The organism is Burkholderia sp. 9779_493, assembly GCF_015712215.1.
GTDB lineage: Bacteria > Pseudomonadota > Gammaproteobacteria > Burkholderiales > Burkholderiaceae > Burkholderia > Burkholderia cenocepacia.
In genome coordinates this window covers 273,774-287,894 of the sequence record NZ_JACCQA010000002.1, presented here as the reverse complement: position 1 = coordinate 287,894, position 14,121 = coordinate 273,774, and the positions used below count along the sequence as shown (strand labels likewise).

At 67.5% G+C, this 14,121-nt stretch carries 13 protein-coding genes and 1 other RNA gene; 8 read left to right on the top strand and 6 right to left on the bottom strand.

From position 1 onward, the window contains the following. Positions 1-9: 9 nt before the first annotated feature. An RNA gene (ffs, locus tag H0X95_RS02920) (signal recognition particle sRNA small type) lies at positions 10-108 on the bottom strand. A 391-nt stretch (positions 109-499) separates the two neighbouring features. On the opposite strand from ffs, the gene trxA reads away from it, so the two are divergent. From trxA to H0X95_RS02880, 8 genes are all read left to right on the top strand, one after another. Continuing rightward, positions 500-826 carry a thioredoxin TrxA gene (trxA, locus tag H0X95_RS02915; protein WP_006402348.1) on the top strand — a complete coding sequence of 109 codons (327 nt, stop codon included), beginning with the start codon at positions 500-502 and terminating at the stop codon, positions 824-826. Between the two features lie 195 nt (positions 827-1,021). After that, positions 1,022-2,284, top strand: coding sequence for a transcription termination factor Rho (gene rho / locus H0X95_RS02910; RefSeq protein ID WP_006478662.1), 1,263 nt, complete (start codon positions 1,022-1,024; stop codon positions 2,282-2,284). 129 nt (positions 2,285-2,413) lie between these two features. Next, positions 2,414-2,914, top strand: a complete 501-nt coding sequence (locus H0X95_RS02905; protein ID WP_006485074.1) for a MerR family transcriptional regulator — start codon at positions 2,414-2,416, stop codon at positions 2,912-2,914. Beyond that, positions 2,911-4,467 (top strand): MFS transporter, encoded by a 1,557-nt coding sequence (locus tag H0X95_RS02900; RefSeq protein WP_059720645.1) that lies wholly within the window; start codon positions 2,911-2,913, stop codon positions 4,465-4,467. The genes H0X95_RS02905 and H0X95_RS02900 overlap by 4 nt, the downstream gene beginning before the upstream one ends. A gap of 38 nt (positions 4,468-4,505) precedes the next feature. Next, positions 4,506-5,339: a zinc-dependent peptidase gene (locus tag H0X95_RS02895; RefSeq protein ID WP_059720646.1), complete on the top strand. Its 834-nt coding sequence runs from the start codon at positions 4,506-4,508 to the stop codon at positions 5,337-5,339. A 156-nt stretch (positions 5,340-5,495) separates the two neighbouring features. Beyond that, positions 5,496-5,756 carry a type B 50S ribosomal protein L31 gene (locus H0X95_RS02890; protein WP_006485080.1) on the top strand — a complete coding sequence of 87 codons (261 nt, stop codon included), beginning with the start codon at positions 5,496-5,498 and terminating at the stop codon, positions 5,754-5,756. A gap of 145 nt (positions 5,757-5,901) precedes the next feature. After that, on the top strand, positions 5,902-7,734 hold the full coding sequence (locus tag H0X95_RS02885) for an ArnT family glycosyltransferase (RefSeq protein WP_006485070.1): 1,833 nt from the start codon (positions 5,902-5,904) through the stop codon (positions 7,732-7,734). 2 nt (positions 7,735-7,736) lie between these two features. Beyond that, positions 7,737-9,092, top strand: a complete 1,356-nt coding sequence (locus H0X95_RS02880; RefSeq protein ID WP_059720647.1) for an MATE family efflux transporter — start codon at positions 7,737-7,739, stop codon at positions 9,090-9,092. Positions 9,093-9,103: 11 nt separating this feature from the next. Here H0X95_RS02880 and lipA read toward each other — a convergent pair whose 3' ends face one another. The 5 genes from lipA to H0X95_RS02855 all read right to left on the bottom strand — a co-directional run bounded on the left by lipA (position 9,104) and on the right by H0X95_RS02855 (position 14,088). Next, the gene (gene lipA, locus H0X95_RS02875) at positions 9,104-10,069 is read right to left on the bottom strand and encodes a lipoyl synthase (RefSeq protein WP_006496400.1); all 966 of its coding nucleotides are present in this window, start codon (positions 10,067-10,069) and stop codon (positions 9,104-9,106) included. A 2-nt stretch (positions 10,070-10,071) separates the two neighbouring features. Next, positions 10,072-11,187: an acetoin dehydrogenase dihydrolipoyllysine-residue acetyltransferase subunit gene (locus H0X95_RS02870; protein ID WP_006485078.1), complete on the bottom strand. Its 1,116-nt coding sequence runs from the start codon at positions 11,185-11,187 to the stop codon at positions 10,072-10,074. A gap of 4 nt (positions 11,188-11,191) precedes the next feature. Further along, positions 11,192-12,196: an alpha-ketoacid dehydrogenase subunit beta gene (locus tag H0X95_RS02865; RefSeq protein ID WP_006485069.1), complete on the bottom strand. Its 1,005-nt coding sequence runs from the start codon at positions 12,194-12,196 to the stop codon at positions 11,192-11,194. A gap of 54 nt (positions 12,197-12,250) precedes the next feature. Continuing rightward, the gene (locus H0X95_RS02860; protein WP_006485077.1) at positions 12,251-13,234 is read right to left on the bottom strand and encodes a thiamine pyrophosphate-dependent dehydrogenase E1 component subunit alpha; all 984 of its coding nucleotides are present in this window, start codon (positions 13,232-13,234) and stop codon (positions 12,251-12,253) included. Positions 13,235-13,311: 77 nt separating this feature from the next. Beyond that, complete coding sequence (locus H0X95_RS02855) at positions 13,312-14,088, bottom strand: SDR family NAD(P)-dependent oxidoreductase (RefSeq protein ID WP_006496398.1); 777 nt, start codon at positions 14,086-14,088, stop codon at positions 13,312-13,314. Positions 14,089-14,121: the final 33 nt, after the last annotated feature.

Genomic DNA, 14,121 nt, shown 5'->3' with positions numbered 1-14,121 from the left:
GAGAAGGAAGGTGACGAGCCCAACCCTCGGCACTGGCGGAAAACGATTGTGGCTGCTTCGTTCCCGACCTGACCAGGTTCACCGCCCCACCATGCGAGGAGGCCCGTCACGGCATATTCTATCACCGCTTCCGGACGAATGCGACCGTTTGTTCGCATCAAAGCGAATATCGCCGGGCAAACCCGCGCATCGCCCGTTCGCGCGCACCGCATGCGGCCCACCCCCTTGTAATTTGCGGACCGGCCTCCACCTGCGTGGCACGACGGTCGAACGTCGCGTCGTACCCCTACTCGCGTAGCGGCTACTATCGCCGCCCGCAGCAGATAGCAATTTAGGCTAATATGACGCCCGAACGACCCGCGAGCCGCGGCATGCAGCGCTTACGCCCCCTCCCTTCCGGAAGGCGGAGTGACCTGCCGCAGCGGCCGGCAGCCTACGGCGGCCGGTACGCCGCAACGCGCAAGCAGGCAGTCCCCGAACCGTAAGAGGTATTGACCCAATGAGCGAACAGATCAAACACATCAGCGACGCATCGTTCGAACAGGACGTCGTCAAGTCCGACAAGCCCGTACTCGTCGATTTCTGGGCCGAATGGTGCGGCCCGTGCAAGATGATCGCCCCGATCCTCGACGAAGTCGCGAAGGACTACGGCGACAAGCTGCAGATCGCGAAGATCAACGTCGACGACAACCAGGCCACGCCCGCGAAGTTCGGCGTGCGCGGCATCCCGACGCTGATTCTGTTCAAGAACGGCGCGGCCGCCGCGCAGAAGGTCGGCGCGCTGTCGAAGTCGCAGCTCACCGCCTTCCTGGACAGCCACCTGTAATACCGGCAGTTCCACGGACGTGTTGTCAGTCGGCAACACGTCCGTCGTCAAGCCGCCGATCGCTCGCTCAAGCGCGAATCGGCCTATGCTAGAATTAAAAAACGTCGACAAGACGCATTTAAGTCTCTGAGCGCCTCCGCTCGCCCTCCTCCCTTATTTTCTTTCGTCGCTTCTCCTCCCTGGCGGGTTCTCCGTATGCATTTATCCGAGCTCAAGTCTCTGCACGTGTCCGAACTGATCGAAATGGCCAACGGCCTGGAGATCGAAAACGCGAACCGCCTGCGCAAGCAGGAGTTGATGTTTGCCATTCTCAAAAAGCGCGCCAAGACGGGAGAGACGATCTTCGGCGACGGTACGCTCGAAGTGCTGCCGGACGGCTTCGGCTTCCTGCGCTCGCCGGAAATGTCGTACCTCGCGAGCACCGACGACATCTACATCAGCCCGTCGCAGATCCGCCGCTTCAACCTGCACACCGGCGACACCATCGAAGGTGAAGTCCGCACGCCGAAGGACGGCGAGCGCTACTTCGCGCTGGTGAAGGTCGACAAAGTCAACGGGCAGCCGCCCGAGGCCTCGAAACACAAGATCATGTTCGAGAACCTCACGCCGCTGCACCCGAACAAGCCGCTGTCGCTCGAACGCGAAATGCGCGGCGAGGAAAACGTCACGGGCCGCATCATCGACATGATCGCGCCGATCGGCAAGGGCCAGCGCGGCCTGCTCGTCGCGTCGCCGAAGTCCGGCAAGACCGTGATGCTCCAGCACATCGCGCATGCGATCAAGCAGAACCACCCGGACGTGATCCTGTTCGTGCTGCTGATCGACGAGCGCCCGGAAGAAGTGACCGAAATGCAGCGCTCGGTCGCCGGCGAAGTGATCGCGTCGACGTTCGACGAACCGGCCACGCGCCACGTGCAGGTCGCCGAAATGGTGATCGAGAAGGCCAAGCGCCTCGTCGAAATGAAGCACGACGTCGTGATTCTGCTCGACTCGATCACGCGTCTCGCGCGTGCGTACAACACCGTGATCCCGGCATCGGGCAAGGTGCTGACGGGCGGTGTCGACGCGAACGCGCTGCAGCGTCCGAAGCGCTTCTTCGGCGCGGCGCGCAACATCGAGGAAGGCGGTTCGCTGACGATCATCGGCACCGCGCTGATCGAAACCGGCAGCCGCATGGACGACGTGATCTACGAAGAGTTCAAGGGCACCGGCAACATGGAAGTGCACCTCGAGCGCCGTCTCGCGGAAAAGCGCGTGTATCCGTCGATCAACCTGAACAAGTCGGGCACGCGTCGCGAGGAAATGCTGATCAAGCCCGAGATCCTTCAGAAGATCTGGGTGCTGCGCAAGTTCATCCACGACATGGACGAAGTCGAGGCAATGGAATTCCTGCTCGACAAGATCCGCCAGACGAAGAGCAACTCCGAGTTCTTCGACCTGATGCGCCGCGGCGGCTGATCGCCCCCGCCCCGCGACACGGCCGCCCGCGCATCCTGCCCGGCGGCCGTTTTTTCGGCCCCAACCTGAACGTGAACGTACAGGTTGATCTATAATCGCGCCATTGTCCCGCCGAATCCCCGATACCCGATGCCGACCGACGCCTCCACCCCGCTATTGACCGTCAGCGACGCCGCGTCGCGGCTCGGCGTCACGCCGCGCACGCTCAAATATTACGAAGAGCGCGGCCTCGTCACGCCGTCGCGCAGCGAAGGCCGCTACCGTCTCTACGACGAAGCCGACCTCGAGCGTTTCGCGCGCATCCTGCGGCTGCGCGCGCTCGGCTTCTCGCTGCACGGCATCACCGAAATGCTGAAGCGTCCGCTGGAAGAAACGGGCGACGGCCGGCGCCGCTATTCGGATGCGTCGTTGCGCGACATCCGCGCCGGCCTCGCCGAGCAGATCGACACGCTCGACCGGCGGATCGCGGCCGTCCAGCGCGAGTTGAAGGAAGCCGTCGCGCTGCGCAAGGAGTTGCAGCACGACATCGACTACGTCGAGCGGCGCCTCGCCGGCGAAAACGCCGATGAACTGATCGCGCAGCGGCGGGCGGAAATCGGCGCGCGGCGCGCCCGCAAGGACCGCGAATGAACGCCGTGCCGGGCCGGCCGCCGCTATGGAGCCGCTCGAACCTGCGCGGGGACCTGTTCCCGTGGGCGCTCGCTCTCGTCACCGGCATCGACTACTTCGACAACGCCGTCTTCTCGTTCTTCGCGAGCTACATCGCGGGCGGCATCAACGCGTCGCCCGACGAACTCGTGTGGTCGTCGAGCGCCTACGCGGTCACGGCCGTGCTCGGCATCCTGCAGCAGCAATGGTGGGTCGACCGGCTCGGCCATCGCCGCTACGTCGCGGGCTGCATGCTGATGTTCTCCCTCGGTGCGATCGCGGCGGCGCTGGCCGACACGTCGCTGGAGCTCGCGTTCGCGCGCGGCTTCCAGGGCTATTTCATCGGCCCGATGATGGGCGCGTGCCGGATCCTGATCCAGATCAGCTTCAAGCCGCAGGAGCGGCCGCCCGCGACACGCGCGTTCCTGATCATGATCCTGCTCGGCAGCGCGCTCGCGCCGATCGTCGGCGGGCTGCTGGTCGCGCATTCGACGTGGCGCGCCCTGTTCGCGTGCACGGCGCCGGCCGGCATCGCGTTCGCCATCCTCGCGTTGCTCACGCTGCCCGATTCGGGCCGCACGCCGGACGACGAGCGCGGCTCCGGACACTTCTGGCCGTACGTCGTGTTCGCGCTCGCGCAAGGGGCGCTGCAGATCGTGCTGCAGCAGGTGCATTACCAGCTCTACAGCGGCTCGCCGATGCTGATCATGCTGACGTTTGCCGGGCTCGGCGCGCTCGCGTGGTTCGCGTATCACCAGTGGAACCATCCGACGCCGCTCGTGCGGCTGCATGCGTTCCGCGAGCGCACTTTTCAGGTCGGGCTGCTGCTCTACATGTTCTATTACTACGAGACGACGGGCTTCAGTTACCTGACGTCGCGATTTCTCGAGGGCGGGCTCGGCTATCCGGTCGAGAATGCCGGGCGCCTGGTCGGCACGATGTCGCTGATCTCCGCCACCGCGCTGTTCGCGTACCTGCGCTACGCGAAATTCGTCCCGCACAAGAAGTGGTTCGTCGTGCCCGGGTTCGCGATCGCCGTCACGGCCGCGCTGTGGATGACGCGGATGACACCGCAGGTCGGCGAAGCCGCGCTGATCGTCCCGCTGCTGCTGCGCGGATTGCTGCTGCTGTTCATCGTGCTGCCGGTCGCGAACCTCACGTTCCGGATCTTCGCGATCGACGAATACACGCACGGCTACCGGCTGAAGAACATCGTGCGGCAACTGACGATCTCGTTCGCGACGTCGTCGGTGATCATCGTCGAGCAGCATCGCGTCGCCGTGCACCAGACGCGGCTCGTCGAGCGCGCGAACCTGTTCGACCCGCTGTTCCAGCAGACCGTCGACGCGCTGACGCGCAATTACGCGGCAGCCGGCCACGCGCTGAACGACGCACATGGCCTCGCGATCGCGTCGATCGCGCGAATGGTCGCGCAACAGGCGTCGTTCCTCGCGTCGCTCGACGGCTTTTACTTCCTCGCGGGCGTGGCGCTCGTCGGCGGCCTCTTCGCGGCATGGCAAAAACAGATCGATTGAGTTAAAAGACAGGCTTTGGATTTTCGTCCGCAGCCTCCATGCTTTCGAAACTGACCCGCTGGTTCGACGACCGCCGCCGCGACCGCGCGCTGCGCAGCCATCCGATTCCCGATCCGCTGTGGCAGGAAACCGTCGAACGCCTGCCGTTCCTCGCCGCCCTGCCGCCCGACGCGCTCGGGCGGCTGCGCGAGCTGACGAGCCTGTTCGTCGCGAAAAAATCGTTTTCGACCGCGCACGGGCTCGAGCTGACCGACGCGATGATCGTCGCGATCGCCGCGCAGGCCTGCCTGCCGGTGCTGAATCTGGACCTGTCGCTGTACGACGGCTGGGTCGGCGTCGTCGTGTACCCGGGCGAATTCGTGATCCGCAAGACCGTGCAGGACGAGGACGGCGTCGTCCACGAAGTCGAGCAGGATGCGAGCGGCGAGGCCTGGGAAGGCGGCCCGGTGATCCTGTCGTGGGAAGACGCGCAGATGACGGACGGCCGGGACGCGTACAACGTCGTGATCCACGAGTTCGCGCACAAGATCGACATGGTCAGCGGCGCGGCCGACGGCTATCCGCCCCTGTTTCGTCGCTGGCATGCGCCGCACCTCGACGCGCAGGCGTGGGCCGACGTGTTCGAACATGCGTACGACCAGTTCTGCGCGCGCGTCGACGCGGTGCCGGATCGCGCATGGGCGCGCTTCGAGCGGGATTCGCTGATCGATCCCTATGCGGCCGATCACCCGTCGGAATTCTTCGCGGTATGCAGCGAGGCGCTGTTCGTGCGACCGAAAGCGTTCGAGTCCGAATTTCCGGAGCTGTACCGGCTCCTCGCGCGCTACTACCGACAGGATCCGGCCGGCACCGGCGCGCTCGACGCACCGTGAAAATTATTCGTCAACCGTCTGATTTTCTGGCATAATCGCCGTTTTTCGACCTTAGGCAAGTGGCTCGCGCCGGGCTTGACGTCAGCCGAATCGCTCCATCGGGGCGGCTCGACACGGCAAGCGGCGGGTTGGCTACCGCTATCACCAAGGAAAATCATGAAACCTGGCATTCACCCGGACTACCGCGAAGTCGTCTTCCAAGACATGTCGAACGGCTTCAAGTTCATCACGCGCTCGACGATCCAGACGCGCGAAAACATCGAACTCGACGGCAAGACCTACCCGCTCGCCAAGATCGAAGTGTCGTCGGAATCGCACTCGTTCTACACGGGTCAGCAAAAGATCATGGACACGGCAGGCCGTGTCGAGAAGTTCAAGAACAAGTTCGGCGTACGCGCCAACGGCAAGGCGAAGTAAGCTTCGCACCGTATCCGGTGGTTGCAACGTACCGGTATCGCACAAAAGGGCAGCCCAGGCTGCCCTTTTTTGTCTCTGCTCGCCCGACGACGCGCCGCCCGGCGCCCGGGCAACGACCTGACGCACAACAGCGGGCGCGACTACAATGCCGGATGCTCGAAACCGGCTCGACCGCGCGCAACCGCGCTGGCCGCCCGCCCATAACAAATCGCTCATCTGCATGAAGCCTGTCGTCCGTCTCACCGCCTCCGCCACGCGTGCGCTGCCGCGCTGGCTGCTGCTCACGCTCTGCCTCGTCTACGCGGCGTTCGGCCTGTTCGGCCGCGACCCGTGGAAAAACGAGGACGCGGCAGGCTTCGGCGTGATGTGGACGATGGCCAAGGGCGGCTGGCACGACTGGCTGCTGCCGAACCTGGTCGGCAAGTTCATCACGACCGACGGGCCGCTCGGCTACTGGCTCGGCGCGCTGTCGATCCGCGGCCTCGGCCCGTGGGTCGACGCGAGCAACGCGTCGCGCGTCGCGACCGGCGTGCTGTTCTGCGTCGCGTGCGCGTTCGTCTGGTATGCGGCCTACCTGCTCGGCCGGCGCGCCGAGGTCCAACCATTCAAGTACGCGTTCGGCGGCGAGCCCGAGCCGCGCGACTACGGCCGCACGCTCGCGGACGGTGCGCTGCTGGTGCTCGTCGCCTGCTTCGGCCTCGCGGAACGCGGGCACGAAACGACGCCGCAGCTCGCGCAGTTCGCGTGGATCGCGATGCTCGTGTACGGGATCGTGCGCGGCATCGACAAGCCGCTGCAGGGCGCCCTGTGGTGGGGCCTCGCGATCGGCCTCGTCGCGCTGTCCGGCAACCCGGTGCTGGTCGTCGCGCTGCTCGCGGGCACGGCCGCGCTGTGGCTCGTCACGCCCGAGATGCGCAACCTGCACCTGCCGCTGCTCGGCGTGCCGCTCGCGGCCGCGATCTTCGCGCTGTGGCCGCTCGCCGCCATCGTCGCGGCGCCCGACGACGCCGCGTGGTTCTTCAACCAGTGGATCCACGGCAGCCTGATGCGCTTTTCGGGCCCGCCGACGGCCGTGCTCGGCTATGCGGCGAAAAACCTGCCGCTGTTCACGTGGCCCGCGTGGCCGCTCGCGATCTGGGCGTGGTGGAGCTGGGCCGGCATGCGCCGTCGCGCGCACATCGCGATTCCGCTGTCGGTCGCCGTACCGCTCGTCGCGCTCGTGATCCTGCAAAGCCAGCAGTCGAACCGCATGTACATGCTGCTGCTGCCGCCGCTCGCGGTGCTCGCGACGTTCGCGCTGCCGACCCTCAAGCGCGGCGCGATCAACGCGATCGACTGGTTCGCGGTGCTGAGCTTCACGATCCTCGGCACCTTCGTGTGGCTCGTGTGGCTCGCGTCGCTCACCGGCTTCCCGCATCCGCTCGCGCGCAACCTCGCGCGCCTCGTGCCCGGCTACGAGCCGCATTTCAAGATCCTGTCGTTCATCTGCGCGGTGATCGTCACCGTGTGCTGGTGCTTCCTCGTGCGCTGGCGTGTGTCGCGCCAGCCGAAGGTGCTGTGGCGCAGCGTCGTGCTGTCGAGCGCGGGCACCACGTTGATGTGGGTGCTGCTGATGACGCTGTGGCTGCCGATCGTCAACTACGGCCGGACCTATCGCGATGTCGCGCAACAGATCGCCGTGCACCTGCCGTCCGACTACGAGTGCATCTCGCCCGTGCGGCTCGGCGACGCGCAGATCGCGACCTTCGCGTACTTCGGCGACATGCACTTCGATTTCTCCGGCGACTGCGACGTGATCCTGCGCCAGGACCGCGCCGACTTCGGCGAGCCGAGCGCGATGTCGCAATACGTGTGGCGTCTCGTCTGGGAAGGCCGGCGCGTCGCCGACCGCGACGAGCGCTTCCGCCTGTACGAGCGCATCGAACGGCCGAAAGCGCCCGTCAAGCGGCGTCCGCCGCGCCGCCCGACGGCCGATTGACGATGCTCGGCGACATCCGCCGGATCGTCGGTCTCGCGTGGCCGGTGCTGGTCGGCCAGCTCGCGATCATCGCGTTCGGCGTGATCGACACCGCGATGGTCGGCCGCTACTCGGCCGTCGATCTCGCCGCGCTCGGGCTCGGCTCGTCGATCTACGTATCGATCTACATCGGCCTGACGGGCATCCTGTCCGCGCTGCAGCCGATCACCGGGCAACTGTACGGCGCGCGGCGTTATGCGGAGATCGGCGAGGAAGTGCGCCAGGCGCTGTGGCTCGCGCTGCTGCTCGCGATTCCCGGCTTCCTGCTGCTGCATTTTCCCGAGCCGCTGCTGCGCGTCGCGCATGCGCCCGCCGCGCTGCACGACCGCACCGTCGACTACCTGCGCATCCTGTCGTACGGGCTGCCCGCCAGCCTCGTATTCCGCATCTACAACGCGCTGACCAACGCGGCCGGCAAGCCGCGGCTCGCGATGATCCTGCAGATCGGCGCGCTGCTGCTCAAGTTCCCGCTGAACGTGTGGTTCATCTTCGGCGGCTTCGGCGTACCGGCGCTCGGTGGCCCCGGCTGCGGGCTGGCCAGCACGCTGATCAACTGGGCGCTCGCGCTGATCGGCTACACGCTGCTCGCGAAGCTCGACGTGTTCGCGCCGCTCGCGATCTTCTCGCGCTTCTGCTGGCCCGTCTGGGAACGCCAGAAGGCGATCCTGAAGCTCGGCGTGCCGATGGGCCTGTCGTACCTGATCGAGGTCACGTCGTACACGTGCATGGCGCTGTTCATCGCGCAGTTCGGCACGACGACGCTCGCCGGCCACCAGATCGCCGGCAACATCGGCGCCGTGCTGTACATGACGCCGCTGTCGATCGGCGTGGCGGCGTCGACGCTGGTCGCGCGCGCGCTCGGCGCCGGACGCGCCGAGGAAGCCCGGCTGCTCGGCCGGCACAGCGTGATCTTCGCGTGCGGCGTGGCGGCCGCCTACGGCCTGCTCGTGTTCGCGCTGCGCCCGCTCATCATCGGCGGCTACACGCCGAACCCCGCCGTCGCCGCGGCCGCGATGCCGCTCGTCGCGATCGTCGCGTGCTATCACGTGTTCGATGCGCTGCAGGTCACGTCGGCGTTCGTGCTGCGCGCGTACAAGGTGGCGGTCGTGCCGACCGTGATCTATGCGGTCGCGCTGTGGGGCGTCGGACTCAGCGGCGGCTACGTGCTCGGCTTCGACGTCGGCGGCATCGCGCCCGCTTGGCTGACCGGCGCGCGCGGCTTCTGGTTCGCGAACACGGTCAGCCTGATGCTGGCGGGCGCGGGGCTCGTGCTGTACCTGCGCCGCATCGGTCGCGCGCACGCCACCGCGGCTGCGTGACGCGCGGCGCGCTACGCGTCCTCCAGCACGTCGGCCGCGTGATATGACGAGCGCACGAGCGGGCCGGCGACGACTTCCCTGAAACCGAGCGCAAGCGCCTCGTCGTGCCACGCGGCGAACGCCTCCGGGCTCACGTAGCGCCGCACCGGCAAATGATGCACGGACGGCGCGAGATACTGGCCGAGCGTCAGCACGTCGACCTCGTGCGCGCGCAGGTCGCGCAGCGTGTCGCGCACCTCGTCGTCGCGCTCGCCCAGCCCGAGCATCAACCCCGATTTCGTCACGAGCGTCGGCCGCGCGGCCTTCGCCTGCGCGAGCAGCTCGAGTGAGCCGCGATAGTCGGCGCCCGGCCGCGCCGCCCGGTATAGCGACGGCACCGTCTCGATGTTGTGGTTGAACACGTCGGGCCACGCCGACGACAGCGCGTCGAGCGCGCGGACCGCGCGGCCGCGAAAGTCCGGCGTCAGCACCTCGACCCCGATGCCCGGCACGCTCGCGCGCACCGCCGCGATGCACGCGGCGAAATGCGCGGCGCCGCCGTCGCGCAGATCGTCGCGGTCGACCGACGTGATCACGACGTAGCGCAACCCGAGCGCCGCGGCCGCGTCGGCCAGCCGCGCCGGCTCGTCGGGATCGAGCGGTTCGGGACGGCCGTGCGCGACATCGCAGAACGGGCAACGCCGCGTACACAGCCCGCCCATGATCATGAAGGTCGCGGTGCGCTGCGCGAAGCATTCGCCGATGTTCGGACACATCGCCTCCTCGCAGACGGAATGCAGCCGATGCTCGCGCAGCACGGCGGCCATGTCGGCCACCGCCGCGCTCATCATCGGCCGCGCGCGCAGCCACGGCGGCTTCGGCAGCGCCGTGCCGGCCGCGGGCTCGACGCGCACCGGAATGCGCGCGAGCTTGTCGCGACTTCTGGCGCCGGGCTGGCCGAGCGCCGTGAGGCTGGGTCGTTCGAGCGCGGCGGCCATCGTCAGTCTCCGAGGAACGCGACGATCAGGCGGTTCACGTCGGCGGCCGCCTCCATCTGCACCATGTGCCCGCTGCCGGCGATCACCTCGGCACGCACGCCGTCCGGCAAACCCTGCGCATGCTGCGCGGGAATCACCTCGTCGCGCTCACCCCAGATCACCAGCGTGCGCGGCGCAAGCGTCGCGAGCCGGTCGCGGAACACGCGCCGCTGTGCGGCGCCGTCGAACGCGGCATCCGCGATCTTCTCCAGTGCGGCCTGCACGCCTTCGAGCCGCTTGTACTTGACGAGATCCTCGACGAGCTGCCGCGTGACCAGCGCGTGGTCCGCGAACAGCGCGCCGAGGTGCGGCTTCAGCGTGTTGCGGCTGTTGCCGGCGACGAAGCCGTCGATGTACGCGCGATTGATGTCGGTGCCGAGCCCCGCGCTCGCGATCAGCGTGAGCGACGCGACGCATTGCGGCGCGCGCTCGGCCACCGTCATCGCGACCGCGCCGCCCATCGAATGGCCGATCAGGTGCGCGCGCTCGATGTGCTGCGCATCGAGCAGCGCGAGCACCGCGTCGGCCAGTTCGTCGAGGCTGCCGTTCTCGACCGCCTTGCCCGATTCGCCGTGGCCCGGCAGATCGAGCGCCCACACCGGCCGGTGCGCGGCGAGCTCCGCGTGATTGAACAGCCAGTTGTTCAGGTCGCCGCCGAAGCCGTGGATCAGCACGGCCGGCGTGCCCGAACCGTCGCCCAGCTTCAGGAAGCGGATCGTGCGTCCGCCGATCTGCGCCTTCTCGGGCTGCGGGCCGGCCGCCTCGTCGGACGCCGCGCTCGGCACGAAATCGCGCTGGAAGTCGGCGATCGCCGCGTCGATGTCGGCATCGCTTGCATCGGCCGCCGCGACCACACCGAGCAGCGCGCCGACCGGCAGCGTCTCGCCCTCCTGCGCGACCTGCCGGCGCAGCGTGCCGTCGAACGCGCATTCGACGCCCGACGAGATCTTGTCGGTCTCGACGTCGAGCACCTCGTCGCCCTTCGTCACACGCTCGCCGACCGCCTTCAGCCAGCCGTTGACCTGCCCCTGCTCCATCGACAGCCCCCACTTGGGCATCGTGATCATGTGAATCGACATCGTGTCAGCTCCTCGTCTTCAGGACCGCCTGCGCAATCGCATCGGCGGACGGGATATACAGGTCTTCCAGCACGCCGGCGAACGGCGCGGGCGTATGCGGCGCGGTGACGAGCTCGATCGGCGCCTTCAGCGACCGGAACGCGCGCTGCGCAACGAGCGCGGCGATGTCGGTCGCGATCGAGCAGCGCGGATTCGCTTCGTCGACGACCACCACGCGCCCGGTACGCTCGGCGCTGTCGAGGATCGTTTCCTCATCGAGCGGCGACGTCGTGCGCAGGTCGATCACCTCGCACTGGATGCCGTCCTTCGCGAGCTTGGCGGCCGCGTCCATCGCGAGATGCACCATCCGGCCGTACGTGACGATCGTCGCGTCGTCGCCGTCGCGCATCACGTTCGCCTCGCCGAACGGAATCGCATAGGATTCCTCCGGGACGTCGCCCTCGCGCGTGTAGAGCAGCTTGTGTTCGAGGAAGATCACGGGATCGTTGTCGCGGATCGCCTGGATCAGGAGCCCCTTCGCGTCGTACGGCGTCGACGGGCACACGACCTTCAGCCCCGGAATGTGCGTGAACAACGACGTGAGCATCTGCGAGTGCTGCGCGGCCGCGCGCAGGCCGGCGCCGTACATCGCGCGGATCACGACTGGCGTCACGGCCTTGCCGCCGAACATGTAGCGGAATTTCGCGGCCTGGTTGAAGATCTGGTCGAAGCACACACCCATGAAATCGATGAACATCAGTTCCGCGACGGGCCGCATCCCGCACGCGGCCGCGCCGACCGCCGCGCCGATGTAGCCGCCCTCCGACAGCGGCGTATCGAGCACGCGGCCCGGAAACTTGTGGAACAGCCCCTTCGTCACGCCGAGCACGCCGCCCCATGCGTCGTCCTCGCCCGGCGCGCCCGCGCCGCCCGCGTTGTCCTCGCCCATCACGATCACGCTGTCGTCGCGCGCCATTTCCTGCGCGAGCGCCTCGTTGATCGCCTGCGAATAAGTGATCTTCCTTGCCATGTCTGTCTCCTGGAATGTTCGGTTCGCCGTGCCGGCTGCTGGGTCAGGCCGCGCTCACGGATACGACACGTAGACGTCGGCCAGCAGGTCGGCGGCATCCGGCAGCGGCGCCGCCTTCGCCTGCGCGACCGCGTCGTCGATCAGCGCCTTCACCTGTGCGTCGACCGCGCGCAGGTCGTCGGTCGTCAGCGCTTCGGCGCGCACGACGCGCGTTTCGAAATGCTTCAGGCAATCCTTCTCGTCGCGCAGCTTCTGCACTTCGCCCGGCGCCCGGTAGGTTTGCGCATCGCCCTCGAAGTGGCCGAAATAGCGCGTGAACTTCACCTCGACGAGCGTCGGGCCGCCGCCGTTGCGCGCACGCTCGACGGCCTCGCCGAGCGCCTCGTGCACCGCGAAGAAGTCGAAGCCGTCGACGATCACGCCCGGCATCCCGAACCCGTTCGCGCGATCGGCGATGTTGTCGGTCGCGACCGACCAGCTCGACGACGTCGCTTCCGCATAGCCGTTGTTTTCGGCGACGAAGATCGCGGGCAGCCGCCACACCGACGCGAGGTTCATCGATTCGAAGATCACGCCCTGGTTCGACGCGCCGTCGCCGAAGAAGCACACGCCGACGCCGCCCGTCTTCTTGTGCTTGGCCGCGAGCGCCGCGCCGCACACGAGCGGGCCGCCCGCGCCGACGATCCCGTTCGCGCCGAGCATCCCCATCGACAGGTCGGCGATGTGCATCGAGCCGCCCTTGCCGTGGCAGACGCCGGTCTTCTTGCCGTAGATCTCGGCCATCATCCCGTGCACGTCGACGCCCTTCGCGATGCAATGGCCGTGGCCGCGGTGCGTGGTGGCCACGTAGTCGTCGAGGCCGAGATGCAGCATCGTGCCGACGGCGGACGCCTCCTCGCCCGCATACAGGTGAACGAAGCCGGGTATCTCGCCGGTCGCGAATTCGACGTGCAGGCGCTCCTCGAATTCGCGGATCGTGCGCATCAGCCGATAGGCGTCCAGCAGCGTGTCCCTGCTGAGCTGTGTCGAAGCGGTCATGTGTGTCTCCTGGGTGGGTCTGACTGCGAATGCCGCCCCGGCCATGCCGTGGCGGCGGATTGCACGGCCTGCGGCCGTCAGTGGAACGTGAAGCCGCCGTCGACGTTCACGGCCTGGCCCGTCACGTTGTCCATCGTCGCGAAGAACAGCGCGAGCCGGCCCATGTCCTCCGGCGTCTGCGCGCGGCCCTGCGGAATCAGCGTCAACTGGTGCCGCTGCCACGACTGCTCGACCGATTCGCCGTCGGTCTTCCATTCGTCGGACAGCCGGTCCCACATGTAGGTACGGACGATGCCGGGGCAGATCGCGTTGACGGTCACGCCGTCGCGCGCGAGTTCCTTCGCCAGCGCATTGGTGAAGCCGACGACCGCGAATTTCGATGCGCTGTAATGCGCGAGATTCGGAAAGCCTTCCTTGCCCGCGATCGACGCGACGTTGATGATCCGGCCGCGCCCCTGCGCCTTCAGGTGGGCAAGCGCCGCCCGGCAGCCGAGGAACGTGCCCTTCGCGTTCACGTTCATCACGAAATCCCAGTCGCGCTCAGTCAGCTCGGCGACCGGATGAATGCTGATCACGCCCGCGCAGTTCACGAGGATGTCGAGCCCGCCGAGGTCGGCGAGCGCCTGCGCGACCATCGCGTCGACCTGCGCGGCCTGCGTGACGTCGACCTTCGCGATCGCCGCGCGGCGGCCGAGCGCACGCACCTCGCGCGCGGTGGCGTCGAGCGCGTCGTCGAGCAGGTCGGCCAGCAGGATGTCGGCGCCGGCGCCGGCGAGCGTCAGCGCGATGCCGCGGCCGATGCCGCGCGCGCCGCCGGTGACGATGGCGACCTGTCCTTCGAGAGGGGCTGTCATGGCGATGTCTCCTTGTTGATCGTGATGGATGGC

What these genes read in the sequence shown, in the direction of transcription:
- H0X95_RS02885 (WP_006485070.1), top strand. Translation starts at nt 5,902, where the DNA reads ATGCCGGATGCTCGAAACCGGCTCGACCGCGCGCAACCGCGCTGGCCG.
- H0X95_RS02880 (WP_059720647.1), top strand. Translation starts at nt 7,737, where the DNA reads ATGCTCGGCGACATCCGCCGGATCGTCGGTCTCGCGTGGCCGGTGCTG.
- lipA (WP_006496400.1), bottom strand. Translation starts at nt 10,069, where the DNA reads ATGGCCGCCGCGCTCGAACGACCCAGCCTCACGGCGCTCGGCCAGCCC.
- H0X95_RS02860 (WP_006485077.1), bottom strand. Translation starts at nt 13,234, where the DNA reads ATGACCGCTTCGACACAGCTCAGCAGGGACACGCTGCTGGACGCCTAT.
- H0X95_RS02865 (WP_006485069.1), bottom strand. Translation starts at nt 12,196, where the DNA reads ATGGCAAGGAAGATCACTTATTCGCAGGCGATCAACGAGGCGCTCGCG.
- rho (WP_006478662.1), top strand. Translation starts at nt 1,022, where the DNA reads ATGCATTTATCCGAGCTCAAGTCTCTGCACGTGTCCGAACTGATCGAA.
- trxA (WP_006402348.1), top strand. Translation starts at nt 500, where the DNA reads ATGAGCGAACAGATCAAACACATCAGCGACGCATCGTTCGAACAGGAC.
- H0X95_RS02895 (WP_059720646.1), top strand. Translation starts at nt 4,506, where the DNA reads ATGCTTTCGAAACTGACCCGCTGGTTCGACGACCGCCGCCGCGACCGC.
- H0X95_RS02870 (WP_006485078.1), bottom strand. Translation starts at nt 11,187, where the DNA reads ATGTCGATTCACATGATCACGATGCCCAAGTGGGGGCTGTCGATGGAG.
- H0X95_RS02905 (WP_006485074.1), top strand. Translation starts at nt 2,414, where the DNA reads ATGCCGACCGACGCCTCCACCCCGCTATTGACCGTCAGCGACGCCGCG.
- H0X95_RS02890 (WP_006485080.1), top strand. Translation starts at nt 5,496, where the DNA reads ATGAAACCTGGCATTCACCCGGACTACCGCGAAGTCGTCTTCCAAGAC.
- H0X95_RS02900 (WP_059720645.1), top strand. Translation starts at nt 2,911, where the DNA reads ATGAACGCCGTGCCGGGCCGGCCGCCGCTATGGAGCCGCTCGAACCTG.
- H0X95_RS02855 (WP_006496398.1), bottom strand. Translation starts at nt 14,088, where the DNA reads ATGACAGCCCCTCTCGAAGGACAGGTCGCCATCGTCACCGGCGGCGCG.